Consider the following 22,647-nt stretch of genomic DNA (forward strand, 5'->3'; position numbering starts at 1 on the left):
CCCGCAGCTGTCAGTAGCCCTGCCAGTAGTAGCCGATGGAACCCGCGTCGTTGTGCGGCGCGCACTCGTACAGCCAATTGTCGGAGCCGAGTTTCAGCGTTCCAACCTCACTGTGGTCGCAAACCCCGTCTGATGGATCGCTTGCCAAAGCGGTCCCTGCCCCAGCGACGGACGTAATCAGCGCTACCAGCGCGCCCAGTACGGTCAGACGGAGACTCTTGCGCATATCGGTCCTCCCTGATGCGGCGGTTCGGCTCATCCGAACACGATGCAACCGTTCCGCGGGCGCTGCGCACGCGTTGCCGTTTGACACTTGTTCGCCCGATCGTCGCAGTCCCCTCCTCCATGAGCGTGTCTTCGCCTGAACAACCGGACCGGGGCTGCGGCTCAGTCCCAGTCCAGCGTTCCGCCCGTCTGGTACTCGATCACCCTCGTCTCGAAGAAGTTCTTCTCCTTCGCCAGGTCCATGGCCTCGCTCATCCACGGGAACGGGTTCTCCGTCTCGCCGAAGAGCGGGGCCAGTCCGATCTGCTGCGCGCGCCGGTCGGTGATGAACCGCATGTACTGCTCGCACGCCGTCGCCGAGAGGCCGAGCATGCCGCGCGGCATGGTGTCGCGCGCGTAGGCGATCTCCAGCGCGCACGCCTCGCGCAGCATCTCCCGGATCTCCTCCGTGAACGCCGCCGTCCACAGGTGCGGGTTCTCGATCTTGATCTGGTTGATGCAGTCGATGCCGAAGTTCAGGTGGATCGACTCGTCGCGCAGGATGTACTGGTACTGCTCGGCGATCCCCACCATCTTGTTGCGGCGGCCGAGCGAGAGGATCTGCGCGAAGCCCGTGTAGAACCACATGCCCTCGAACACCACGTAGAACGCGACGAGGTCGCGCAGGAACGCCTGGTCGGCGGCGGGCGTGCCGGTGGTGAAGTCGGGATCGGACAGGCTCTGGGTGTAGCGCAGCGCCCACGCGTCCTTGTCGGTGATCGACGGGACCTCGCGGTACATGTTGAACAGCTCGCCCTCGTCGAGGCCGAGGCTCTCGCAGATGTACTGGAACGTGTGGGTGTGCACGGCCTCCTCGAACGACTGCCGCAGCAGGTACTGGCGGCACTCGGGGTTGGTGAGGTGGCGGTAGACGGCGAGCACGATGTTGTTGGCGACCAGCGACTCCGCCGTGGCGAAGAAGCCGAGGTTGCGCTTGAGCATCGTGCGCTCGTCGTCGGTGAGGCCGTCCCGGGACTTCCACAGCGCGATGTCGGCCTGCATCGCGACCTCGGTCGGCATCCAGTGGTTGCTGCAGCCGGCGAGGTACTTGTCCCACGCCCACCTGTACTTGAGCGGCAGCAGCTGGTTGACGTCCGCGCGCGCGTTGATCATGCGCTTGGTGTCGGCGTCGACGCGGCCACCCGAGCGGTCGATGGCGCCCAACCCGTTCACTGGCAGGCCTCGCAGTCCGGGTCGTCGATGCGGCAGGCGGCACCGTCGATCACGGCCGGGACGCCCGTCAGCTTGCCGTCGGTGCCGGCCAGCGTGCTCTTCTCGACGTGCGTGGCGGACTGCGCGCGCAGGTAGTAGGTGGTCTTGAGGCCCTTGTGCCAGGCGAGCCGGTACAGCTCGTCGAGCTTGCGGCCGCTCGGGGCGGCGATGTAGAGGTTGAGCGACTGGGCCTGGTCGATCCACTTCTGCCGGCGCGACGCGGCCTCGACGAGCCAGCGCGGCTCGATCTCGAAGGCCGTGGCGTAGAGCGCCTTCAGGTCGTCGGGTACGCGATCGATCTGTCCCAGCGACCCGTCGAAGTACTTCAGGTCGGCCACCATCACCCGGTCCCACAGCCCGCGCTCCTTGAGGCTGCGCACGAGGTGCGGGTTGATCACCGTGAAGTCGCCGGACATGTTCGACTTCACGAACAGGTTGCGGAACTGCGGCTCGATCGACTGCCCGACCCCGCAGATGTTGGAGATCGTCGCGGTCGGCGCGATGGCCATGACGTTGGAGTTGCGCATACCGACGGTCTGCACGCGCTTCCGCAGCGCGGCCCAGTCGAGCGTCGTCGACGTGTCGACGTCCAGGGCGTCGCCCTCCCGAGCCTCCTCCAGCAGCGTCAACGAGTCGACGGGGAGCACCCCGCGGCTCCACAGCGACCCGTCGAAGCTGGCGTAGCGACCGCGCTCGGCGGCCAGGTCGGACGAGGCGCCGATCGCGTAGTAGGAGAGGTGCTCCATGCTGCGGTCGGCGAACTCGACGGCCGCGTCGCTCGCCAGCGGGATGCCCTGCTCGAAGAGCGCGTCCTGGAAGCCCATCAGCCCCAGCCCGATCGGCCGGTGGCGCAGGTTGGAGCGGCGCGCCTCCGGGATCGTGTAGAAGTTGATGTCGATCACGTTGTCGAGCATCCGCACGGCCGTGGTCACGGTGCGCTTGAGCTTGTCGGTGTCCAGCCCGTCGGACGTGACGTGCGCGAGCAGGTTGACCGAGCCGAGGTTGCAGACGGCCACCTCGTCCTTGCTGGTGTTGAGCGTGATCTCCGTGCACAGGTTGGACGAGTGCACGACGCCGACGTGCTGCTGCGGGGAGCGCAGGTTGCACGGGTCCTTGAACGTGATCCAGGGGTGACCGGTCTCGAACAGCATGGTGAGCATGCGTCGCCACAGCGCGGTCGCGGGCACCCGCCGGAACACCCGGATCTCGCCGCGGTCGGCAGCGGCCTCGTACTCCCGGTACCGCGTGGCGAACGCGGTGCCGTACAGATCGTGCAGGTCGGGGGTCTCGTCGGGGGAGAACAGCGTCCACTTCGCGTCGGCCTCGACGCGGCGCAGGAACTCGTCGGGCACCCAGTTCGCGGTGTTCATGTCGTGGGTTCGGCGGCGGTCGTCGCCGGTGTTCTTGCGCAGGTCGAGGAACTCCTCGACGTCGATGTGCCACGTCTCCAGGTACGCGCAGGCGGCGCCCTTGCGCTTGCCGCCCTGGTTCACCGCGACCGCCGTGTCGCTCGCGATCTTCAGGAACGGGACGACGCCCTGGCTCTGCCCGTTGGTGCCCTTGATGTGCGCGCCCAGCCCGCGCACCGGCGTCCAGTCGTTGCCCAGGCCGCCGGAGTACTTCGCGAGCAGTGCGTTGTTCTTGTAGGCCTGGAAGATCGAGTCCAGGTCGTCCTCCACGGTCGTGAGGAAGCAGGACGAGAGCTGGGCGCGAGTGGTGCCCGAGTTGAACAGCGTCGGCGTCGAGGCCATGAAGTCGAACGACGAGAGCAGCTCGTAGAACTCGATGGCACGGTCCTCGCGGTCGACCTCGCGCACCGCCAGCCCCATCGCGACGCGCATGAAGAACGCCTGCGGCAGCTCGAACCGCGTGCCGTGCTCGTGGAGGAAGTAGCGGTCGTAGAGGGTCTGCAGGCCGAGGAAGGTGAAGTCGAGGTCGCGCTCGGGGCGCAGCGCCGCGGTGATCCTGGCGAGGTCGAAGCGCTGCAGCTCGGGGTCGACCAGCTCGAGGCCGACGGCGTGGTCGAGGTAGCTGCGGAAGTACGCGGGGTAGCGCGCGGTCATGTCGGCGTGGCTGGGCTGCTCGCGGGTGCCGGCCAGGTGCGAGACGGCCTCGGTGCGCAGCGAGTCGAGCAGGAGGCGCGCGGCGACGGTGGAGTAGTTCGGCTCCGACTCGACGAGTGTGCGCGCGGCCATGACCTGCGCCAGTGCCAGCTCGTCGACGGAGATGCCGTCGTAGACGTTGCGCTTGGCTTCGGCCAGCACGGGTTCGGCGGCGACGTCGGCGATGCCGGCGACGGCCTCGCCGACGACGTGCTCGACGCGCGCCCAGTCCAGCGGGCGGCGGGTGCCGTCGGGGTCGGTGACGTGCACGTCGGCGGACGGCGCCGGGGTGGCCGCGGTGCGCGCCTTGGCGTGCTCCTCGCGGTAGAGCACGTAGTCGCGGGCGACCTTGTGGTGGCCGCCGCGCATGAGGGCGAGCTCGACCTGGTCCTGGATGTCCTCGATGTGCACGGCCGTGTCGGGGCCGACGTGTCGCAGCAGCGCGGCGCTGACCTGCTTCGTCAGCTCCTCGACGAGGTGGTGCAGCCGCGACGACGTGGCCGAGTCGCTGCCCTCCACGGCCAGGAACGCCTTCGTCATGGCGACCGAGATCTTGGCCGGGTCGAACGCGGAGACGCTGCCGTCGCGGCGCACGACCCGTACCTGCTGGACGGTGCGGTCGATCGTTGCTGTGGGTGTCACGCTCTCTCCTCGCGAGCTCGACATCGGGGTCGCGAGGGGAGCAGGCCGGCGATGCCGGTCTGCCGGATCCGTCCCGCGAGGCCCCGGACAGCGCGCGCCGGGCGGCGCGCGCACCGATGGCAGGTCTTCGGACTCGCGGGCGTCGTTCGTGCTCCTACTGGCCGTCGCTTCCCGGGGTGCGCACCCCAGTGCGTCGTGACGGCGGTCGTTCCCGCTCACCGCTGCGGGGCAGTCCCGGACTCGCACCGGGTTCCCTCTCGCCTCGCCCCGCCTGGGTTGACGGGGCGAACCATCAGCGATCATGACCCTACATGTCGTGCCTCGCGGCGCAAGTACCCCCATATGATGTATCTGGAACAGCGTGAGCGCTCAATCGTTGTTAGGTGTATGGCTTCGTTCAACGACACCGTGATCGAGAACTTCCGGGCGAACGACGGCGTGCTCGGCGGTCACTGGGAGGGCAAGACGACCCTCCTGCTGCACGTCCGCGGCCGGAAGTCCGGCAGGGACCTCGTCAACCCGCTCGTCGCCGCGCCGGACGGCGACTCGTACGTCGTCTGCGGCAGTGCCGGCGGCGCACCCGACGACCCGCAGTGGGTGGCCAACCTCGAGGCGACCGACGGCCCGGTGACCGTCGAGCTGGGCGCGGAGACGCTGAAGGCGGACGCCCGCGTCGTCCGTCCTGGGGATGCGGACTGGGAACGCCTCTACGGGGTGTGGCGCGACTACTGGCCCGACGCCGCGGACTACGAGACGAAGACGGACCGCAAGTTCCCGGTCGCGGTGATCACGGTCCACCGCTGAGCGGGGTGGCGGCCGCCCGCCCGGGTTCTGCGTCGAGAACGACGTTGTGGTGATTTTGAATCGATTCAGTTCGCCACAACGTCGTTCTCGACGCGTACCTCGGCTGCGACGGTACAGCGAGCGCTGTACTGTTCTCGCGTGGAGACGTTGGCCTACGGCGAAGTGCTGGCCCGGTTCGGGCACGCCCTGTCCGACCCCACCCGGGCCCGCCTCCTGATGGCACTGCGGGACGGCCCCGGCTACCCGGCCGAACTGGCCGAGCTGCTCGGGGCCACCCGCCAGAACGTGTCCAACCACCTCGCCTGCCTGCGCGGCTGCGGACTCGTGGTCGCCGCGCCCGAGGGTCGGCGCACCCGCTACGAGCTGGCCGATCCGCGCCTGGGGCACGCGCTGGGCGACCTGCTCGGGCTGGTCCTCGTCACGGACCCGGACGCCTGCCCGGATGCGCCGGCCGAGGAGTGCTGCTGATGGCGTGCGAGGACGGGTGTGCGTGCTGCGGCGGGCCGGTGCTCGCTGCCGAGCGACGGACCGTGCTGAACCGCCGGGTCCGGCTGCTCGTGGGCGCCACCATCAGCTACAACGTCGTCGAGGCCGTCGTCGCGATCTCCGCCGGCACCGTCGCGTCGTCGGCGGCGCTGATCGGGTTCGGGCTCGACTCGGTGATCGAGGTGGCGTCCGCCGCGGCCGTGGCCTGGCAGTTCTCCGGCCCTCATCCCGAGGCCCGCGAGCGCACCGCGCTGCGGGTGATCGCGCTGTCCTTCTTCGCCCTCGCCGCGTACGTGACGGTGGAGTCGGTGCGGGCGCTGGCCGGCGTCGCCGAGGCGGCACCGTCGACCGTCGGGATCGTGCTGGCCGCCGTGTCGCTGGTCGTGATGCCGGTGCTCTCCCACGCGCAACGCCGGGCCGGCCGCGAGCTGGGATCGCGCAGCGCGGTCGCCGACTCCCATCAGACGCTCCTGTGCACCTACCTGTCCGCGGTGCTGCTGGCCGGCCTCGTCGTGAACGCGCTCCTGGGCTGGACGTGGGCCGACCCGGTCGCCGCGCTGGTCATCGCCGCGGTGGCGGTGAAGGAGGGCCGGGACGCCTGGCGCGGGCAGCACTGCTGCTGACGCGCGAACGGCACGTCAGTGCTGTTCCGGACGCGCAGAACTACCGTGGTGTGCCGTTCGCGCGCGTCACGCGGCGCGGCTGGCCAGCGCCACGAGGCGGGTGTAGCGGCCGGCGTCGGCCAGCACCTGGTCGGCCTCGGTGTGGTGGGCGCCCTCGTACTCGATGCCGAGCAGCGCGTCGGGGTAGGCGAGGTGGAGCCAGTTCGCCGTCCGCGTGACCGGGTCCTGGACGGGCCACTGCACCTCCGGGCGCGGCAGCCCGGATCGGACGAGCAGCAGCCGCAGCCGGGACTCCGGCACCGAGCCCGAACGCCGGTCGGTGTACGCGAGCATCTCCGGCACGTCTGCGTTCCCGCACATGCCCGGGCACCGGACGAGCATGTGCAACAACAGGTTCGGGTCGAACCGGCACCGGTTGGCGAGCCGGTCCACCGCCACCACGGCATCGGCCAGGTCGAGCCGGCGGGCGAGGTCGAACGCCGTGCGCACGCCGGTGGTGACGCGGACGCCGGCCCGGGACGTGATCTCGTCGAACGCCAGCACGTCCCGATGCACGACGAGTTCGGCGTCTGCCGGCGCGTAGACGTCCGGGTAGATCCGCTGGAAGCGGGGCCCGCGCAGCCGCCCGGGCGTGACGAGCCCGGCCGCGACAGCCGCCGACCCCGGAAAACGGGCGGCAGCCCCGAAGCGCTCATGAGCGGGAGCATCCCCGATCGCCCACCCGGCCCGTGGCCGTTTCGCCGATCGCGCGGGTCATCGCGGGGGCTGCCACCGGTTCCGGCAGGGTGAAGTCGTTGGCCAGCGCCGCGATGGACGGGCCGTCGGCGCCGTCGCAGGCCAGCGCCTGGGTGCGTTCGACCCACGGTCGCAGCGTCCGTTCGTAGGTGGCGAAGGCGGCGGCCGGGTCTGGCTCGGTCGCGAGTGCTCCGGCCAGCACGTACGCCCCGACGAGGGCGAGCGCGGTGCCCTGCCCGGACAGCGGTGACGGGCAGAACGCGGCGTCGCCGAGCAGCACGACCCGCCCGCGCGCCCAGGTGTCGAGCACGACCTGGGAGAACTCCTCGAGGAACAGGTCGGACGTGTCGTCGATGGCCGCCACCAGCCGCGGCACCTCCCAGCCCATCCCGGCCGAGCGCTCGCGCACGATCCGCAGCGCCTCCTCCGGCTCGTACGGGCCGGGCGGCAACCCGTCGGACGGGAACCCGAGGAAAGCGGCGGCCGAGCGGTTGCCGTCGACCGGTCGGATGCCCACCATCCGGTCGCCGTCGGCGTGCTCGAGCGCCCGATCCTGCAGGCCCAGGTGGTTGGCGGTGCGCCACCACGCGGCGTGCACGCCCATCGGCCGCACGGCGTCCGGCGACTCGCCGAACACGAGCCGCCGCACCTGCGAGTGCTGCCCGTCCGCGCCGACGACGAGGTCGTGGCGTTCGCGCGCACCGGAGCCGAACGTGACGTCGACGCCGTCCGCGCCGGGCTCGATCGCGACGACCTGTTCGCCGAAGCGGTAGCCGACGCCGGCCGTCGCGTCGTGGAGGATGCCGGCGAGGTCGCTGCGCAGGATCTCGAGGTCGGAGAGCTGGCCGTCGCCGCCGAAGTCGTCCGCCCGCATCGTCTCGATCGGGGCACCGTCGCCGTCGACGAGCGTGACGTCGACGGTGACCAGCCGCGCCGCCCGCACGGCCTCGAGCACCCCCATGCGGGCGGCGACCGCGCGCGAGACCCCGCGCAGGTCGACCGCGTGCCCGCCGCGGCGCAGTTGCGGCGCGCGTTCGACGACCGTGGGGCGGAACCCGTAGCGCTGCAACCAGAGCGCGAGCGCGGGGCCGGCGATCCCGGCGCCGACGATCAGGACGGTGGACGGACGTCGCGGCACGGAGGTCAGTGATACGGCAACGATCGTGCCGCTGGCACGCGATTTCCGGCCGTACCGGCGGTACGCCCATTCGGGGGTACGACGATTTGGGCGTTCGGCGATAGATCATCGCCGTTCGTCTCGATCTACGCCCGAACGGGTGGCGCATTCGGAGGGTCTTCCCCTGGGATGAATGCGCGTTGTGGCTCCCCGTGACGGCCGAAGGTTCGTTGCGACAACGACTGTGTTCCCCCGAGAACAGAGGACATGCATGTCGAAGAACTCTCGTCCCAGGCACACCGCCGAGGGCCGGACCGGGCGCATCGCGCGCCGCGCGGCCGTGGGCGTGCTCGGTGCCCCGATCGCTCTCCTCGCGGCGGCCGGCCCGGCCGGCGCTGCCACGGTCGACGGCGCCGCCGACTCCGATGAAGGTGACGCCGCCGCTTCGTACGACTTCACGCCGTCGGCCGCCGCCCTCCCGGGTGTCGACCTCGGCAACTTCACCGGCGCCACCCCGGAGCTCCCGGGCCTGCCGTCCCTGCCGGGCGTCGCGACCGTGACCGACCTGGTCTCCCAGGTCACCGGTGGCGGCGCGGGCCTGGGCCTCGCGCTGCCGGGTGTCCCGAGCCTGCCCGGCGTGCCGAGCCTCGGCACCCCGAGCCTGCCCGGCGTCCCGAGCCTCCCCGGCGTCCCGAGCCTGCCCGGCCTGGGATCGCTCGGTGGCGGCAACGGCATCAGCGGCCTCGCGGCGCTGCAGGCGCCGCTCGCGGCCCTCGAGGTCTCCGACACGATCGACACGGCGGTCGACGGTCTCGGCCTCGACCGTGTCACCGACGTCGTCGGTCTCGTCGGCGGCAACCGCCTCGACGACCTCGACGACCTCGACGACTTCGCCCTCACGGCCAGCGGCGGCAACATCGCGCTGCTCGGGGCCACCGAGGACGACGAGGACGACGAGGAGAACGAGGGCAGCCCGTACTCCAAGAAGGGCGAGGAGGGTGGCGGCTCGGGTTCGGGCTCGTCCAACGACTCGTTCAGCGTGAACACGCTCCTCGGCGGAACCGGGCTCTTCTGATAGACCCCGGGAACGGCGGACGGCGACCTGCCGTCCGCCGTTCTCGCGTCCGCGTTGCACGGGCTCCCGCCGGGTGCGACGCTGCCTGCGCGGACAGGAGGCGGACGTGACGGTGCCGGAGCTCACCGAGGAGACGATCTTCACGTGGGGCGCGCCGCCCCTGAAGTTCGGTGCTGGCGCGATCGACGAGATCGGCTTCGAGCTGACGGCGTACGGGGTCGGGCGCGTCCTCATCGTCACCGATCCCGGGGTGCACGCGCTGGGCGCACCGCAGCGGCTGGCCGACACCTTGCGGCGCTACGAGATCGCCTCCGAGATCTTCGACGGGGTGCACGTCGAGCCGACCGACGACTCGATGGCGAAGGCCGTCGAGTACGCCCGCGCCCAGGGCCCGTGGGACGGGTTCGTGGCCGTCGGGGGCGGGTCCGCCATCGACACGGCCAAGGCGATCAACCTGCTGACCAGCCATCCCGGCGAGCTGATGGACTACATCAACAAGCCGATCGGCAACGCGAAGGTGCCGCCCGGGCCGCTGAAGCCGCTCATCGCCGTCCCGACGACGGCCGGTACGGGCTCGGAGTCCACCGCGATGTGCGTGCTGGACGTGCTGTCGATGAAGGTCAAGACCGGCATCAGCCACTGGCGGCTGCGCCCCACGCTGGCCGTCGTCGACCCGTTGCTGACGATGACCCTGCCGCCCGAGGTCACGGCCGCGGCGGGCATGGACATCACCTGCCACGCGCTGGAGAGCTACACGGCCCGCTGGTACACCACGTTCGACCGCAAGAAGCCCGAGGAACGCGTCACCTACTGCGGCTCGAACCCGGTGTCGGACCTGTGGTGCGAGAAGTCGATGACGCTGCTCGCCCAGTCGTTCCGCGCCGCCGTGCAGCGCGGCACGACCGACGTCGAGGCGCGCGCGAACATGATGCTGGCGGCCACGTTCGCGGGCATGGGCTTCGGCAACTCCGGCGTGCACATCCCGCACGCCAACGGCTACCCGATCGCCGGCATGGTGAAGGACTACCGGCCCGCCGGCTACCCGCAGGACGAGCCGATGGTGCCGCACGGGCAGGCGGTGTCGCTGACCGCGCCCGAGGCGTTCCGGTTCTCCTTCGACAGCGCGCCGGAACGCCACCTGCGGGCCGCCGCGCTGCTCGATCCGGGCGCGGACGAGCACAGCGACCCGCGCGAGCAGCTCCCGTCGGTGCTCACCCGGCTGATGCGGGACATCGGCATCCCGAACGGCATCGGCGGAGTCGGCTACACCGAGGCCGACGTGCCCGATCTCGTGCCCGGCACCATGAAGCAGCAGCGGCTCCTCGCGACCTGCCCGAAGACGCCGACGGAGGACGACATCACCGCAATCCTGACCAGATCGGTCGAGAACTGGTGACTCGTTCACACTGTTGGGCGTGAGCACGACCGAACTGACCGGCCCCACCAGAGCGCTCGCCACCGATCTCGCGAAGGTCGTCGGCGGTGAGGTGCGGTTCGACGCCGCGTATCGGGCGATGTGGGCGGCCGACGCGTCGAACTACCGGAAGGTGCCGATCGGGCTCGTCCGCCCGCGCGACGAGGCCGACGTCGAGGCGACCCTGCAGGTGTGCCGGGCGCACGACGTGCCGGTGCTCCCGCGCGGGGCAGGCACGTCGATCGGGGGCCAGGCCGTCGGCGCCGCGGTGATCCTCGACTTCACGCGGCACATGAACAAGGTGCTGGAGCTCGATCCCGAGGCGCGCACGGCGCGCGTCCAGCCCGGCGTGATCTGCGACCAGCTGCGCGACGCGGCCGCGCCGCACGGGCTCACGTTCGGTCCCGACCCGTCCACGCACAACCGATGCACGATCGGCGGGATGATCGGCAACAACGCGTGCGGCTCGCACTCGGTGGCGTGGGGCAAGACCGTCGACAACACCGAGCGGCTGGAACTGCTCACCTACCGTGGGGAGCGGTTCGACACCGCCGACCCGACGGGCGTCATCCCGACCCGGTTGGCCGGGCTGCACGAACGCGTCGGCGACCGGGTGCGCGAGACGTTCCCCGACCTCACCCGGCGCGTCTCCGGCTACAACCTCGATCAACTGCCGCACGACCTCGCCAAGGCGCTCGTCGGCGCCGAGGGCACCCTCGGCGTGATCACCGCGGCGACGATGCGCCTGGTGGAGTCGCCGCCCGTCCGCGCGCTGGCCGTGCTCGGCTTCCCCGACGCGTACGTGGCCGCCGACAACGTCATGGTCGTGCGCGAGCTCTCCCCGCTGACCATCGAGGGCATGGACTCGGGGCTGATCGCGGCCCTGCGCGCGCACAACCCCGTCGAGACGGCGTCGAAGGCGCTGCCGCCCGGCGGCGGCTGGCTGTACGTCGAGACCGGCGGTGTCACCCGGGAGGAGGCGGTCGCGGCCGCGCAGGCCGTCGTCGCGGCGATGCGGCCGTACGGGCTCACCGAGGCGGTCGTGGAGGCCGATCCGGCGCGCATGAAGGCGCTGTGGCGCATCCGCGAGGACGGCGCCGGCATCGTCACCCGCAACGTCGACGGCGGCGAGGCGTGGCCCGGCTGGGAGGACGCGGCCGTGCCACCGGAGCGCTTCGGCGCGTACCTGCGGGAGTTCGACAAGGTGCTGGAGCGGCACGGCCGCCGCGGCATCTACTACGGCCACTTCGGCGACGGCTGCCTGCACGTCCGCATCGACTTCGACCTGCAGTCGCAGCAGGGCATCGCGAACTTCCGCGCGTTCATGGAGGACGCCGCCGACACCGTCGTCGCGCACGGGGGGTCGCTGTCGGGCGAGCACGGCGACGGGCGGGCCCGCTCGGAGCTGCTGCCGCGGATGTTCCCGCCGGACGTCATCGCGGCGTTCGAGGAGTTCAAGGGCATCTTCGACCCGGACGACCGGATGAACCCCGGCTGCATCGTGCGCTCGGTGCGGATGGACGAGGACCTGCGCGTCTTCGTCGGGATGCCGAAGCTGACGGGGGAGCAGCACCTCGCGTTCGAGCACGACCGCGGCGACTTCGGGCGCGCGCTGCGCCGCTGCCTCGGCGTCGGCAAGTGCGTCACCGCGCACGGCGGCGTGATGTGCCCGAGCTACCGGGCGACGGGGGAGGAGCGGCACTCCACCCGCGGCCGCGCGCACCTGCTCTACGAGATGGCCACCGGTGAGGTGATCACCGGCGGCTTCGGCGACGACGACGTGGCCGAGGCGCTCGATCTGTGCCTGTCGTGCAAGGGCTGCAAGACCGACTGCCCCGTCGGGGTCGACATGGCGGCGTACAAGACGGAGTTCCTGGCGCGGCGGTACCAGGGGAAGATCCGTCCGGCCAGCCACTACGCGATGGGCGCGCTGCCGCGGTGGATGCACCTGGTCGGCAAGCTGCCGGCCCGCGCCGTCGACGGCATCAACCGGCTCGCGCGGGTGCCGGCTCTGGCCGCGATCGCGAAGAAGGCCGGCGGCATCGCGCCGGAGCGGTCCATCCCGCCGATCGCGCGGGAGCGCTTCACGAAGACCCGACACGTCGCGCGACCGGGCAGCCGCGGGCGGTTGCTGCTGTGGGCCGACACGTTCACCGACCACTTCGATCCCGAGATCGCCGCCGCCGCGGTGGCCGTGCTGGAGTCGCTCGGGTACACCGTCGAGCTGCCACCGGCGCAGGTGTGCTGCGGGCTGACGTGGGTGTCGACCGGGCAGGTCGGCACGGCGCAGAAGGTGCTGCGCCGTTCGCTGGCCACCATCGGCCCGTGGCTCGATGCGGGGGTGCCGGTCGTCGGGCTGGAGCCGTCGTGCACGGCGGCGCTGCGCGCCGACGCCACCGAGCTGCTGCCCGACGAGCCGGCCGCCAAGGCCGTTGCCGGCGGGGTGCGCACGTTCGCCGAGGTGCTCGCCGCGCACGCCGACGAGCTGCGGCAACGGGCATCCGGTTCGCGGAAGGCGCTGGTGCAGCTGCACTGCCACCAGCACGCCGACCTCGGCTCGGAGGCCGACCGCGCGGTCATGGCCGCGCTCGGCATCGACGCGCAGGTGCTCGACTCGGGCTGCTGCGGCCTCGCCGGCAACTTCGGCTTCGAGAAGGGCCACTACGAGGTGTCCATGGCCGCGGCCGAGCGGGTGCTGCTCCCGGCCGTCCGTGCCGCAGGCCCCGACGTCGAGGTGCTGGCCGACGGCTTCTCCTGCCGCACCCAGCTGCGCCAGGCCGGCACGCGGGAGCCGGTGCACCTGGCCCAGCTCGCGGCCCAGGCGCTCGGCCTGCCGATCTGACCGACGTCACACACCGTCGGGCCCGTTCACACACGTTCTGACATGTGTGAACGGGCCCAACCATGTGTGAGGTCGGCGGTTCACGACGCCGATGGGCCGATCCTCGGCACCGCTGCCGCGCCGGTGCTCTCCTTCAGCTCCACGAAGATCGAGTGGGTGTCGGTGTCGCCGACGTTGCGGCCCTGGTGCTGCTGGGCGTCCAGCCAGCGGACCTGGTGCGCCTCCAGCGCCACGTCCACGTCGCGCCCACCTGCGGTGATCACCCGGCGGAACGACCCGAGCGTGATCATCACGCTGTCCGGGTGGGCGTGCAGGTGGGTGGCGTCGCCGGGGTGGTCCTGGTACTCGAGCACCCGGACGCGGTCGTTCTCGAAGAGGAGGCGGTAGAGGCCGGGGTCGGTCACGAGGGGGTCAGTCATGGCATGATAGTCCCATCATGGGCACCTCAGTACCATATGAGTCGACCGGACGGACGCAGCAGAAGGCCCGCACCCGTCAGGCCCTGGTTGCCGCGGCCCGGCAGTTGCTCGCCGACGGCGACACCCCGACCGTCGAGTCCGCGGCCCAGCTCGCGCAGATCTCGCGCACCACCGCGTACCGCTACTTCACCAACCAGCGGGACCTCCTGGCTGCCACCTTCCCGGAGATCGACCGCGACTCCCTGCTCGGCCCGGACGCCCCCGCCGACGTGGCTGCTCGGCTCGACCTCGTGATCGCCGAGCAGACGCGGATCCTGCGCGCCTGGGAGCCGCAGCTGCGCACGGCGCTTCGGCTGTCGCTCGAACCGGGCGCCGCCCAGCCGGTGATGCGCGGCGGTCGCGCGATCACCTGGATCCGCGACGCGCTGGCGCCGCTCGACGGCACCGCCGTCGACGTCGACCGGCTGGCCATCGCGATCCGCGCCACCTGTGGGATCGAGGCGATGGTCTGGCTCGTCGACGTCGCCGGGCTCTCCCGGGCCGACGCGGCAGCGCTCATGCGCTCGTCCGCCCAGGCCCTGCTGACGGCCGCGCGTCGCTGACGGCGGCCTACTCGAACTGCACCTTGCCGGGTGTCCCGTCGGCCAGGAACGCCGTCAGCTCGACGCCCTCCTGCTCCACCTCGTCGCGCTCGGCCGGTGTGAGGGGGCGCAGTGGGTGGACCGTGACGCCGTCGGCCGAGCTCGTCCAGGTGGCCGCGACCCGCCCGTCGACGAGCAGGAGCCGGGCACCCGCGACGGACAGGTTGCGGTGCTCGACGTCGATGATGCGGGTTCGGTCGTCGTAGCCGAGGACGGCGTTGTCGAACGCGGGCAGGAACCGTGGCGGAGCCGGGGTGTCCGGGTCGGGCAGCGGCCCGTCCGGGACGTCGAGCAGCTCGCGTCCGCGCGCGTCGCGGAACGTGCGCAGCTGCGGGCGGACCTCCTTGATCACGGCGGGCAATCCGGCCAACCCCGACCACGAGCGCACGTCGGCGCTGGTCGCGGGCCCGTACGCGCGCAGGTAACGCAGTACCAGCTCGCCGGCGTCGGCCGGCTCGGGGTCGGGTGCGCGGCCCAGCCACGCCTCGATCGTCGTGCTCGCGGCGGGTGCGCCGCCGTTCCCCCAGATGCCGCGCGGCGGAACCTGCACGAGCTCGACGAGGCTGGTGAGCGCGTCGCCGAGGTCGCGCACCTTGATCTCGGGCCAACGCTCCGCCACCCGCCGTGCGACGTCGGACGAGCGCAGCGGCTCCGCGTGGAAGTGCGGTCGCCCGGCCGCAGTCAGTTCGTCGAGGTCGACGCCGGGCAGCACCCGCTTCAACGTCCCGTACATGCGCTGGACGAGCATCGGCTGGAACAGCGACCGCAGCGCCAGCGTGTCCGCGGCCGTGAGCAGGTGGATGGTGCGCCGCTGCAGGTGCGTGCGCACCACCGTGCGCTCCTCCATCAACCCGACGAGCTCGGCGGGCGCGAATCCGGCGACCCGCGACCACAGCCCGACGTACGGTTCGAGAGGCTCCTGCGCCTGCAGCCCGACGAGGTGGTCGATCACCTCCAGCGCAGGGCGTTCGGCCCGTTCGAGGAGCAGCTGGCGGGCCAGGGTCGCGCGGTTCAGGGCGCGATCGTCGAGGACCGTCACGACGTTGACTCCCATTGACGAGGCGAGCAGTCCCTAAGCGTCCCGGGTGCGTCCATGGCGGGACCGTATCGGGTGGGTTGTCCGCGGTTGCGGTTCCTGCTTCCGGGGCTCCGCCCCGGGCCCCGGCGTCTCCCTCTGGTGGAGCTGTTTCGGGCCTCTTCAGGCTGGCGCTAAATGGTGTCTGACCTGCGATAACCGGCGCACTTTCGAACCTGTGTTCGGGTATCATGGAGGCATGACCGAGAACCCGCTCGCACAGGCCGCGAGCCTGATCGAGCAGGCGTTCACGGCCATCTCCGACAACCCCGACCCCCTCGCCGCACTCCTCGTTCTCGAGGGTGTGTCCCGCCAGGTCGACCGGGCCAAGGTTGCCGCGATCGCGGCTGTCGAACGCGACGATGTACTGGCCGAGAAGGGCTACCGCACCACCGTTGCCGGGTTGAAGGATCTGCTCGGCTGGGACCACGACACCGCCCGCCGGCATGTCACCGTCGCCGAACACGTCGGGCCGCGCACGACGCTGGATGGTGCGCCGTTGGAGCCCGTGCTGCCGGCGACCGCGGCCGCGTTCGCCGATGGTGCGGCCACGATGCGGCATGTGGACACCATCGCCGCGCTGATGAACTCCCGCCCGGCCGCCCGGATCAGTCTCGCGGATCGGATCGCGATCGAGGCCAGCCTCGGTGAGGCCGCGCGCACCTTGACCCCGCGGGAAGTCTGTCTGATGGGGCTGGAGCTGTTGGCGGCGGCCGACGTGGATGGGCCGGAGCCGGATGAGCGGCCCGGTCGTAACGAACTGCAGATGGGTGCCAACGCTGATGGCAGCGGGTGGCTGCGGGGGCAGTTCGAGGATCCGTTGGCGTTCGCGGCGATCCGTACCGCGATCGAGGCCCGTACCCGGCCGACTCCCGAGAACCGGGGCACCACCGCGGCGGAGCGCAACGCTGCCGCGTTGGCCGAGATCTGCGGGTTCGCCCTCGACTTCGACGACACCGGCGAGGTGGCCGGGGAACGGCCCCGGCTGGTGGTCACCATCAACCTGACCGACCTGGAGAACCGGGCCCGCTCCGCCATGCTCGACACCGGCGGCCAGCTCACCCCCGGCCAACTGCGCCGGCTGGCCTGCGACGCCCAGCTCATCCCGGTACTGCTGGACGAGCGCAGCGAACCGGTCGACATCGGCCGAGCCAGCCGCACCATCAGCCCCCGCCTGCGCCGCGCGGTCGCCGCCCGCGACCACGGCAGCCGTGGTCGCCGCCCGCGACCACGGCTGCGCCCACCCCGGCTGCGACCGGCCACCATCGTGGTGCGAAGTCCACCACGTGGTCGAGTGGCAACACGGCGGCGCCACCGCCTTGGACAACCTGGTCATGTTGTGTTGCCAACACCATGATCAAATCCATTCCACCGAGTGGCGCATCGACATGTCGTCCGGGAAACCGAAGTTCATCCCGCCACCCTGGATGACCGACCTCTGGACCCAGGCATGAGCGCGGCACCACTGTGCCCGCGGCACGGTGTGAGGCTCCACCGTCGATCGGGCGTGCGCCGCAACGCCGCAGCGCCGGTCCGGCCGCAAACACGTTTCACCGTTTGCGGGCGGGCCGGGGCTGTGGCATCCCGTCAGGGCGACCGGTCGGCGGTGGAGCCGACCCGCTCGTTCCCGCTCCACCAGAGGAGGGCCGGGGTTCGGGGCGGAGCCCCGAGGTCACTGCGCGATCTACGCTCTCGGGGTGCGACTGGTGGTCACTGCTTGCCGTGGTTGTTGTTGCGGCACCGACAAGCACCCCGGCGTGGATCATGCGGCGTTGCTGGAGCGGCTCACGGTCGGGTTGGGGGGCGGTGCTCGGGTGCGGACCAGTGGCTGCCTCGGGCCGTGCGAGGAGTCCAACGTGGTCGTGGTGGCGCCGACACCTGCTGCTCGACTGCGTGGGGCGCGGGCGGTGTGGCTGCGTGGTGTGCTCGACGAGGCCACCACGGACGCGGTCGTCGACTGGGTGCGGGCGGGTGGGCCGGGGGCCGTGCCGCCGCCGGACGGGCTCGCGTTCCCGCGACCTCAGGGCTGATCGGCGGCGGCGAGCGCGCGGGCCGCGAGCGTGCGCAGCTCCGCCCGCAGCTCCGGAGGGTCGAGCACGACGAACGGCAGGCCGAGGCCGACGAGGAAGCGGGCGAGGTCGGGCAAGGAGTCGCTGCCCGTCTCGACGAGGCAGCTCGTGTCGTCGATCGGGGTGAGCAGGGCTGAGCCCGAGGTGATCCGGTCGTGCGCGGCCGCGACCTGCATCGGCACCAGGAACCGCAGCCGAGCCGGGTACCGGTACGCGGTCGACGCGGCCCCGCGGACCACCCGGCGGGCCGCGTCCTCCGGCGGATCCCGCGGGACGAACCGTGGACCCGTCGGCAGGTGCGGGGTGATGCGGTCGGCACGGAACGTCCGCCAGTCGTCGCGGTCCCGGTCCCAGGCGAGCAGGTACCAGCGTCGACCCGTGTAGACGAGCCGGTGCGGCTCCACGCTGCGTGGGCTCGACGCGCCGTCGTGGTCGGTGTAGGCGAATCGCAACCGCTCGTGGTCGCGGCACGCCCCGGCGAGCACCGTGAGCGTCTCGGCATCGACGGTCGGACCGCCGCCGGTGTGGGTCACGGTGGCCGTCCGCAGCGCGTCCAGCCGCGGACGCAGCCGCTTCGGCAACGTCCGCTCCAGCTTCGCCAGCGCGCGCAGGGCCGTCTCCTCGATGCCGGTGATCGAACCGCTCGCGCCGGCCCGCAGCGTCAACCCGACGGCGATCGCCTCCTCGTCGTCGAGCAGCAGTGGCGGCACGGCCGTGCCGGCGGCCAGCCGGTAGCCGCCCGCCGTGCCCGTCCGGGAGGTGACCTCGTAGCCCAGCTCGCGCAGGCGCTCCATGTCGGTGCGCACCGTGCGGGTGCTGACCTCCAGCCGGCGCGCGAGCTCCGCACCCGACCACTCGCGCCGGGCCTGCAACAGCGCCAGCAGGCGCAGCAGCCGAACGGAGGTCTCCCGCATTGAGGAAGGGTATCTTCCACAAGGGGTTCTAGTGTTGTCTGCATGAGCCTCAACGGATTCGCCACCCTGAACTACTTCGTCGACGACGTCGCCGCGGCCGCTGCGTGGTACGAGCGGTTCCTCGGCGTCGCCCCGTACTACCGCGTCGACGGGCCCGACGGGCGGCCCGCCTACCTGGAGTTCCGCATCGGCGACATGGAGGACGAGCTCGGCTTCATCGACCGCCGGTTCGCGCCCGCCGGCGCCGCCGCCGGTCCCGGTGGCGCCGTCATGCACTGGCACGTCGACGACCTGGAGGGCACGCTCGCGCGGCTCGTCGAGCTCGGCGCCACGGTGTACGAGCCGATCACGCCGCACTCCGAGGCGTTCGTCACCGCCTCGGTCGTCGACCCGTTCGGCAACGTGCTGGGGATCATGAACAACCCGCACTACGCCGAGATCGCCGAGAAGATCGCTGCGGCCGGCGTCGTGGTCGGCTGATGGAGCTGCTGGAGTTCGCCGACGCCGCCGCGTGGGACGCCTGGCTCGGGACGCATCCCGACGCGGGCGAGGCGTGGCTGCGGATCGGGCGCGCCGGTCGGGGCGCGCCGTTCCTGCCGATCGGCGACGCGCTGGAGGTCGCCCTCTGCCACGGCTGGATCGACGGGCACCGCAAGGGCCTGGACGACGTGTCGTTCCGGCAGCGGTACTCGCCGCGGCGGCGGGGGAGCGCGTGGTCGGCCGTCAACGTCGCCAAGGCGGAGGCGCTGATCGCCGCCGGGCGGATGCGCGCCGGCGGGCTCGCGGAGATCGAGGCTGCCCGCGCCGACGGGCGGTGGGCGGGCGCCTACGCGTCGCAGGCGACCGCGGAGGTGCCGTCGGAGCTTCTGACGGCGCTGGCCGCCGACCCGCGGGCCGCCTCGGCCTTCGCGGCACTCGGCCGGACGGAGCAGTACCGGGTGCTCCTCCCGGTGTTGAAGGCCCGCACCCCGGCCGCACGACAGGCGCGGGTCGCCGGGGCCGTGGCGCAGCTCGCACGGCCGGTTCGTTGATCATGGGCAAAACGTTGCAGAACAAGATCGACGAGCGACGTTTTGCCCATGATCAACCCAAGCCGGGCCGCGCGCCGGCGCGGTCGTGCACCGGGGTGCGCTGCGCGGGGATGTGCACCTCGGGGGCGGGGGCTGCAACAACCGGCGGGCGCCGTCCGGCCAGGCGGCCCACCAGCCGCCGCCACTCCGCACGGACGGGCGCGCGGTCACCCGCGGCCCCGAACGCGCCGGTCCGCTTCGTCCGGCGGGCCAGCGCGGCCACCACCTCGACGACGTCCAGCCGGCGGCGCAGCGCCGCCACCACGAGCGAGCGCGGGAACGCGGACTCGTGCACCCACACCGCGGGCCGCGGGGGGACGGGCGCGGGCTGCGGGCGGCGCAGCGCGTCGCGGTAGGCGGCGACGGCGAGGTTCGCGCCCGCCGCGGTGGCCAGCGCGGACTGCAGGTTGGGCCGGCCGATGGTCGGTTCGGTGATGTAGAGCTGCCCGTCGCGGGTGCTGCGCCGCACCTCGAGCGACCCGAACCCGACGTGCCCCGCGGCGTCGAGCAGCCGGTGCGTGAGTGCGTGCAGCTGCGGGTGCTCCGCGGTGACGGCGAGCGCGGACGAGCCGGTGTCCACCGGCCACTGGGTGATCTTGCGGCCGACCTGGGAGATCACCTCGCGGCCGGTGCGGTCGCGGTAGGTGAGGCAGAACCAGACGTCGGAGTCGAGGCCGGGGATCCACTCCTGCACGACGAACTTGTCGGCGACGTCGAACGGGCGGAAGCCCCAGGTGTCGAGGTCGGCGGCGGAGTCGAGGCGGCGCACCTTGTCCCGCCTGCTGACGGCCTGCCAGCCTGCGGTGCGCTCGAACGGCTTCACCACCACGGGGAACGTCATCGTGGCCAGCGCCGCGTCCAGCTCGGCCGGCGAGGTGACGACGGCGGTGGCCGGCACCGGGAACCCGTGCTCGGTCGCCCAGGCGTGGAACGCGGTCTTGTCCAGCAACGGTTCGACGCGGCTCCAGTCGGGGAGCACGATCTCGGCCAGCGCGTCGACCTCCGCGCGGTGCTCGCCGACGATCCGCACCACCGCGTCGTCGGCGAGCAGCAGTACGCAGCGGCCGTAGCGGGCGTGGGCCGTGCGCAGCGCGGCCAGCCACGCGCCGGCGTCCGTCCCGTCGACGGGCAGCACGGCCGTCCACGCGGCGGAGGAGCACGTGGGAGCGGTCGGGTCGCTCGCCATCGCCACGACGGTGACACCCTCGTCCTGCAGTGCTGCGGCGAGTGCGAGGCCCGTGGGCGTGTCGGCGCCGGCGACGAGCGCCGGAACGGTCTGGGTGTCCATCTGCGTCCCACCGATCAGGTCAGGCCCCCACGCCCATTTCCAGGATGCGCGCGCCTGCGGCGATGCGCGATCGCCGCCGGTGTGGATCTGCTGTGCGTTTCCGTGCAGCCCTGCCTCACCGCTCGGCAACCCCGGGGTAGCCTCGCCGGGCCGGTTCAACCCCTGGAAGTGAGACAGATCCCCGATGCTCGACCGCGCGGTCGTCGACGCCCTGTTCCCCGCTGACCTGCCAGAACCCGAGCGCTGGGAGGCGCGCTACCCCGAGCGCGGGCTGCCGGAGGGGGCGCACGTCGTCCGCTTCGGCCCGTCCCCCACGGGTTACGTGCACATCGGCGGCATCTACACCGCGATGATCAACAAGGACGTCGCGGGCCGCTCCGGTGGCCGCTACCTGGTCCGCGTCGAGGACACGGACCAGGCGCGGGAGGTCGCCGGCGCCGTCGCGCAGTTCGACGCCGCGTTCGCCTACTTCGATGTGGTGCCCGACGAGTCGGCCACCGCGGGTGGCGAGTACGGCCCGTACCTGCAGTCGCAGCGCGAGCAGATCTACCTCACCTACGTGCGGCACCTGCTGCGCCAGGACAAGGCCTACCTGTGCTTCGCGACGAAGGACGAGCTGGCCGACATCACCGCGCGCCAGCAGGCCGCGAAGCTGCCCACCGGCTACTACGGCGGCTGGGCGATCTGGCGCAACGCCGGCCCGGCCGACGTCGCCGCGAAGCTGGAGGCAGGGGCGCCGTACGTGGTGCGGTTCCGCGCCCCGGAGGAGGCGGGGGGCCGGCGCGTCCGCTACACCGACGTGATCCGCGGGCCGCTGGAGCACGAGGACAACCGCAACGACGTGGTGATCCTCAAGTCGTCCGACCAGTCGCCGCGGCTGCCCACCTACCACTTCGCGCACGCCGTCGACGACCACCTGATGCGCGTCGACCTCGTGATCCGGGCGGAGGAGTGGATCTCGTCGGTGCCGCTGCACCGGCAGCTGTTCGCCGCGCTCGACTTCCCCGAGCTGTCGTACGCGCACATCGCGCCGCTGATGAAGCAGATCCCCGGCGGCAAGCGGAAGCTCTCCAAGCGCAAGGACGACGAGGCGTCCGTCGACTTCTACCTGAGCGCGGGCTACCCCGCGAAGGCCGTCCAGTACTACCTGCGCGGCCTGGCCAACGGCCGGCTCGCCGAGCTGCCGCTGGCCGAGGCGCTGGCGGAGCCGATCCGGCTGGAGGAGTGCGGGGTCGCCGGGCCGCTCGTCGACCTGGTGAAGCTGGAGGACATCTCCGGCGACCACATCGCCACCCTGTCCGGCCAGGAGGTCTACGACGCGGTGCTGGCCTGGGCCCGCACCTACGACCCCGACCTGGCCGCCGTGCTGGAGGCGGAGCCGGAGCTCGCGCTGCGCGCGATCGCGGTCGAGCGCGACGGGGACAACCCGCGCAAGGACCTCCGCAAGTGGTCGGACTTCCGGCCGGCCTACGGGTTCTTCTTCCCGCAGCTGTTCGCGTTCACTCCCGAGCTGCTGACCCCGCTCGGGGTGGCGCCGGACGTCGCGTCGGCGTTCCTGGCCGACCTCACCGACGGCTACGACCACGACCGCGAGGACTGGTTCGGCCAGGTCCGCGAGCTGGCCGCCAAGCACGGGTTCGCGCGCAACGCGAAGGAGCAGAAGTCCGACCCGGAGCGGTTCGTCGGCTCGATCCGCGAGGCGTCGCAGCTGGTGCGGGTGGCGCTGACCGGCTCGACCCGCAGCCCCGACCTGCACGCGGTAAGCCGCGCACTGGGCGCCGAGGTGGTGCGCGAGCGGCTGCAGGCCGCCGCCGGCTGACGTCACACAGCGCGCGGCCACCTCGCACACCGCCCA

General features: G+C 72.0%; 21 protein-coding genes and 1 riboswitch. Of the genes, 13 read left to right on the forward strand and 8 right to left on the reverse strand.

Annotated elements, in window-relative coordinates; genetic code table 11:
* Positions 1-387: 387 nt before the first annotated feature.
* Complete coding sequence (locus tag ACQEVB_RS34380) at positions 388-1,437, reverse strand: ribonucleotide-diphosphate reductase subunit beta (protein ID WP_432981720.1); 1,050 nt, start codon at positions 1,435-1,437, stop codon at positions 388-390.
* Complete coding sequence (locus ACQEVB_RS34385; RefSeq protein WP_432981722.1) at positions 1,434-4,220, reverse strand: ribonucleoside-diphosphate reductase subunit alpha; 2,787 nt, start codon at positions 4,218-4,220, stop codon at positions 1,434-1,436. Before ACQEVB_RS34385 ends, ACQEVB_RS34380 begins: the two co-directional genes overlap by 4 nt.
* Before the next feature lie 101 nt (positions 4,221-4,321).
* A riboswitch (cobalamin riboswitch) is annotated at positions 4,322-4,529 on the reverse strand.
* Positions 4,530-4,607: 78 nt separating this feature from the next.
* On the opposite strand from ACQEVB_RS34385, the gene ACQEVB_RS34390 reads away from it, so the two are divergent.
* The 3 genes from ACQEVB_RS34390 to ACQEVB_RS34400 all read left to right on the forward strand — a co-directional run bounded on the left by ACQEVB_RS34390 (position 4,608) and on the right by ACQEVB_RS34400 (position 6,133).
* On the forward strand, positions 4,608-5,024 hold the full coding sequence (locus ACQEVB_RS34390) for a nitroreductase/quinone reductase family protein (RefSeq protein ID WP_432981725.1): 417 nt from the start codon (positions 4,608-4,610) through the stop codon (positions 5,022-5,024).
* 138 nt (positions 5,025-5,162) lie between these two features.
* Entirely contained in the window at positions 5,163-5,492 is a 330-nt protein-coding gene (locus ACQEVB_RS34395; protein ID WP_432981728.1) for an ArsR/SmtB family transcription factor, read from the forward strand.
* Positions 5,492-6,133: a cation transporter gene (locus ACQEVB_RS34400; protein WP_432981731.1), complete on the forward strand. Its 642-nt coding sequence runs from the start codon at positions 5,492-5,494 to the stop codon at positions 6,131-6,133. The genes ACQEVB_RS34395 and ACQEVB_RS34400 overlap by 1 nt, the downstream gene beginning before the upstream one ends.
* Before the next feature lie 66 nt (positions 6,134-6,199).
* Here ACQEVB_RS34400 and ACQEVB_RS34405 read toward each other — a convergent pair whose 3' ends face one another.
* Positions 6,200-6,688: a hypothetical protein gene (locus ACQEVB_RS34405; protein ID WP_432981734.1), complete on the reverse strand. Its 489-nt coding sequence runs from the start codon at positions 6,686-6,688 to the stop codon at positions 6,200-6,202.
* A 136-nt stretch (positions 6,689-6,824) separates the two neighbouring features.
* Positions 6,825-8,006 carry an FAD-dependent monooxygenase gene (locus ACQEVB_RS34410; protein ID WP_432981737.1) on the reverse strand — a complete coding sequence of 394 codons (1,182 nt, stop codon included), beginning with the start codon at positions 8,004-8,006 and terminating at the stop codon, positions 6,825-6,827.
* A gap of 250 nt (positions 8,007-8,256) precedes the next feature.
* Here ACQEVB_RS34410 and ACQEVB_RS34415 point away from each other — a divergent pair, with 250 nt between their 5' ends.
* The 3 genes from ACQEVB_RS34415 to ACQEVB_RS34425 all read left to right on the forward strand — a co-directional run bounded on the left by ACQEVB_RS34415 (position 8,257) and on the right by ACQEVB_RS34425 (position 13,316).
* The gene (locus ACQEVB_RS34415) at positions 8,257-9,060 is read left to right on the forward strand and encodes a hypothetical protein (protein ID WP_432981740.1); all 804 of its coding nucleotides are present in this window, start codon (positions 8,257-8,259) and stop codon (positions 9,058-9,060) included.
* Positions 9,061-9,172: 112 nt separating this feature from the next.
* Positions 9,173-10,456 carry a hydroxyacid-oxoacid transhydrogenase gene (locus ACQEVB_RS34420; protein WP_432985438.1) on the forward strand — a complete coding sequence of 428 codons (1,284 nt, stop codon included), beginning with the start codon at positions 9,173-9,175 and terminating at the stop codon, positions 10,454-10,456.
* 19 nt (positions 10,457-10,475) lie between these two features.
* The gene (locus ACQEVB_RS34425; protein WP_432981743.1) at positions 10,476-13,316 is read left to right on the forward strand and encodes an FAD-binding and (Fe-S)-binding domain-containing protein; all 2,841 of its coding nucleotides are present in this window, start codon (positions 10,476-10,478) and stop codon (positions 13,314-13,316) included.
* Between the two features lie 80 nt (positions 13,317-13,396).
* Here the strand turns inward: ACQEVB_RS34425 and ACQEVB_RS34430 are convergent, their stop codons facing one another.
* Entirely contained in the window at positions 13,397-13,735 is a 339-nt protein-coding gene (locus ACQEVB_RS34430; RefSeq protein ID WP_432981746.1) for a cytoplasmic protein, read from the reverse strand.
* 17 nt (positions 13,736-13,752) lie between these two features.
* Between ACQEVB_RS34430 and ACQEVB_RS34435 the strand changes: the two genes are divergently transcribed.
* A complete protein-coding gene (locus ACQEVB_RS34435) occupies positions 13,753-14,337 on the forward strand; it encodes a TetR/AcrR family transcriptional regulator (protein ID WP_432981749.1) in 585 nt (194 codons plus the stop codon).
* Between the two features lie 7 nt (positions 14,338-14,344).
* Here ACQEVB_RS34435 and ACQEVB_RS34440 read toward each other — a convergent pair whose 3' ends face one another.
* Entirely contained in the window at positions 14,345-15,415 is a 1,071-nt protein-coding gene (locus tag ACQEVB_RS34440) for a winged helix DNA-binding domain-containing protein (RefSeq protein ID WP_432981752.1), read from the reverse strand.
* Positions 15,416-15,650: 235 nt separating this feature from the next.
* Between ACQEVB_RS34440 and ACQEVB_RS34445 the strand changes: the two genes are divergently transcribed.
* The 3 genes from ACQEVB_RS34445 to ACQEVB_RS34455 all read left to right on the forward strand — a co-directional run bounded on the left by ACQEVB_RS34445 (position 15,651) and on the right by ACQEVB_RS34455 (position 17,481).
* Positions 15,651-16,808 carry a DUF222 domain-containing protein gene (locus ACQEVB_RS34445; protein ID WP_432981755.1) on the forward strand — a complete coding sequence of 386 codons (1,158 nt, stop codon included), beginning with the start codon at positions 15,651-15,653 and terminating at the stop codon, positions 16,806-16,808.
* The gene (locus ACQEVB_RS34450; RefSeq protein ID WP_432981758.1) at positions 16,738-16,905 is read left to right on the forward strand and encodes an HNH endonuclease signature motif containing protein; all 168 of its coding nucleotides are present in this window, start codon (positions 16,738-16,740) and stop codon (positions 16,903-16,905) included. Before ACQEVB_RS34445 ends, ACQEVB_RS34450 begins: the two co-directional genes overlap by 71 nt.
* Positions 16,906-17,208: 303 nt before the next feature.
* A complete protein-coding gene (locus ACQEVB_RS34455) occupies positions 17,209-17,481 on the forward strand; it encodes a hypothetical protein (protein WP_432981761.1) in 273 nt (90 codons plus the stop codon).
* Here the strand turns inward: ACQEVB_RS34455 and ACQEVB_RS34460 are convergent.
* A complete protein-coding gene (locus tag ACQEVB_RS34460; RefSeq protein ID WP_432981764.1) occupies positions 17,472-18,434 on the reverse strand; it encodes a helix-turn-helix transcriptional regulator in 963 nt (320 codons plus the stop codon). The two genes, ACQEVB_RS34455 and ACQEVB_RS34460, sit on opposite strands and share 10 nt — an antisense overlap.
* Positions 18,435-18,476: 42 nt before the next feature.
* On the opposite strand from ACQEVB_RS34460, the gene ACQEVB_RS34465 reads away from it, so the two are divergent.
* The gene (locus ACQEVB_RS34465) at positions 18,477-18,914 is read left to right on the forward strand and encodes a VOC family protein (protein WP_432981767.1); all 438 of its coding nucleotides are present in this window, start codon (positions 18,477-18,479) and stop codon (positions 18,912-18,914) included.
* Positions 18,914-19,465, forward strand: coding sequence for a YdeI/OmpD-associated family protein (locus tag ACQEVB_RS34470; protein ID WP_432981770.1), 552 nt, complete (start codon positions 18,914-18,916; stop codon positions 19,463-19,465). The genes ACQEVB_RS34465 and ACQEVB_RS34470 overlap by 1 nt, the downstream gene beginning before the upstream one ends.
* Before the next feature lie 52 nt (positions 19,466-19,517).
* Here the strand turns inward: ACQEVB_RS34470 and ACQEVB_RS34475 are convergent, their stop codons facing one another.
* Positions 19,518-20,792: a hypothetical protein gene (locus tag ACQEVB_RS34475; RefSeq protein ID WP_432981773.1), complete on the reverse strand. Its 1,275-nt coding sequence runs from the start codon at positions 20,790-20,792 to the stop codon at positions 19,518-19,520.
* Between the two features lie 184 nt (positions 20,793-20,976).
* On the opposite strand from ACQEVB_RS34475, the gene ACQEVB_RS34480 reads away from it, so the two are divergent.
* Complete coding sequence (locus tag ACQEVB_RS34480) at positions 20,977-22,611, forward strand: glutamate--tRNA ligase (protein WP_432981776.1); 1,635 nt, start codon at positions 20,977-20,979, stop codon at positions 22,609-22,611.
* The last annotated feature ends 36 nt before the right edge of the window (positions 22,612-22,647 follow it).

The organism is Pseudonocardia sp. CA-107938, assembly GCF_050936315.1.
Taxonomy (GTDB): Bacteria; Actinomycetota; Actinomycetes; order Mycobacteriales; family Pseudonocardiaceae; genus Pseudonocardia.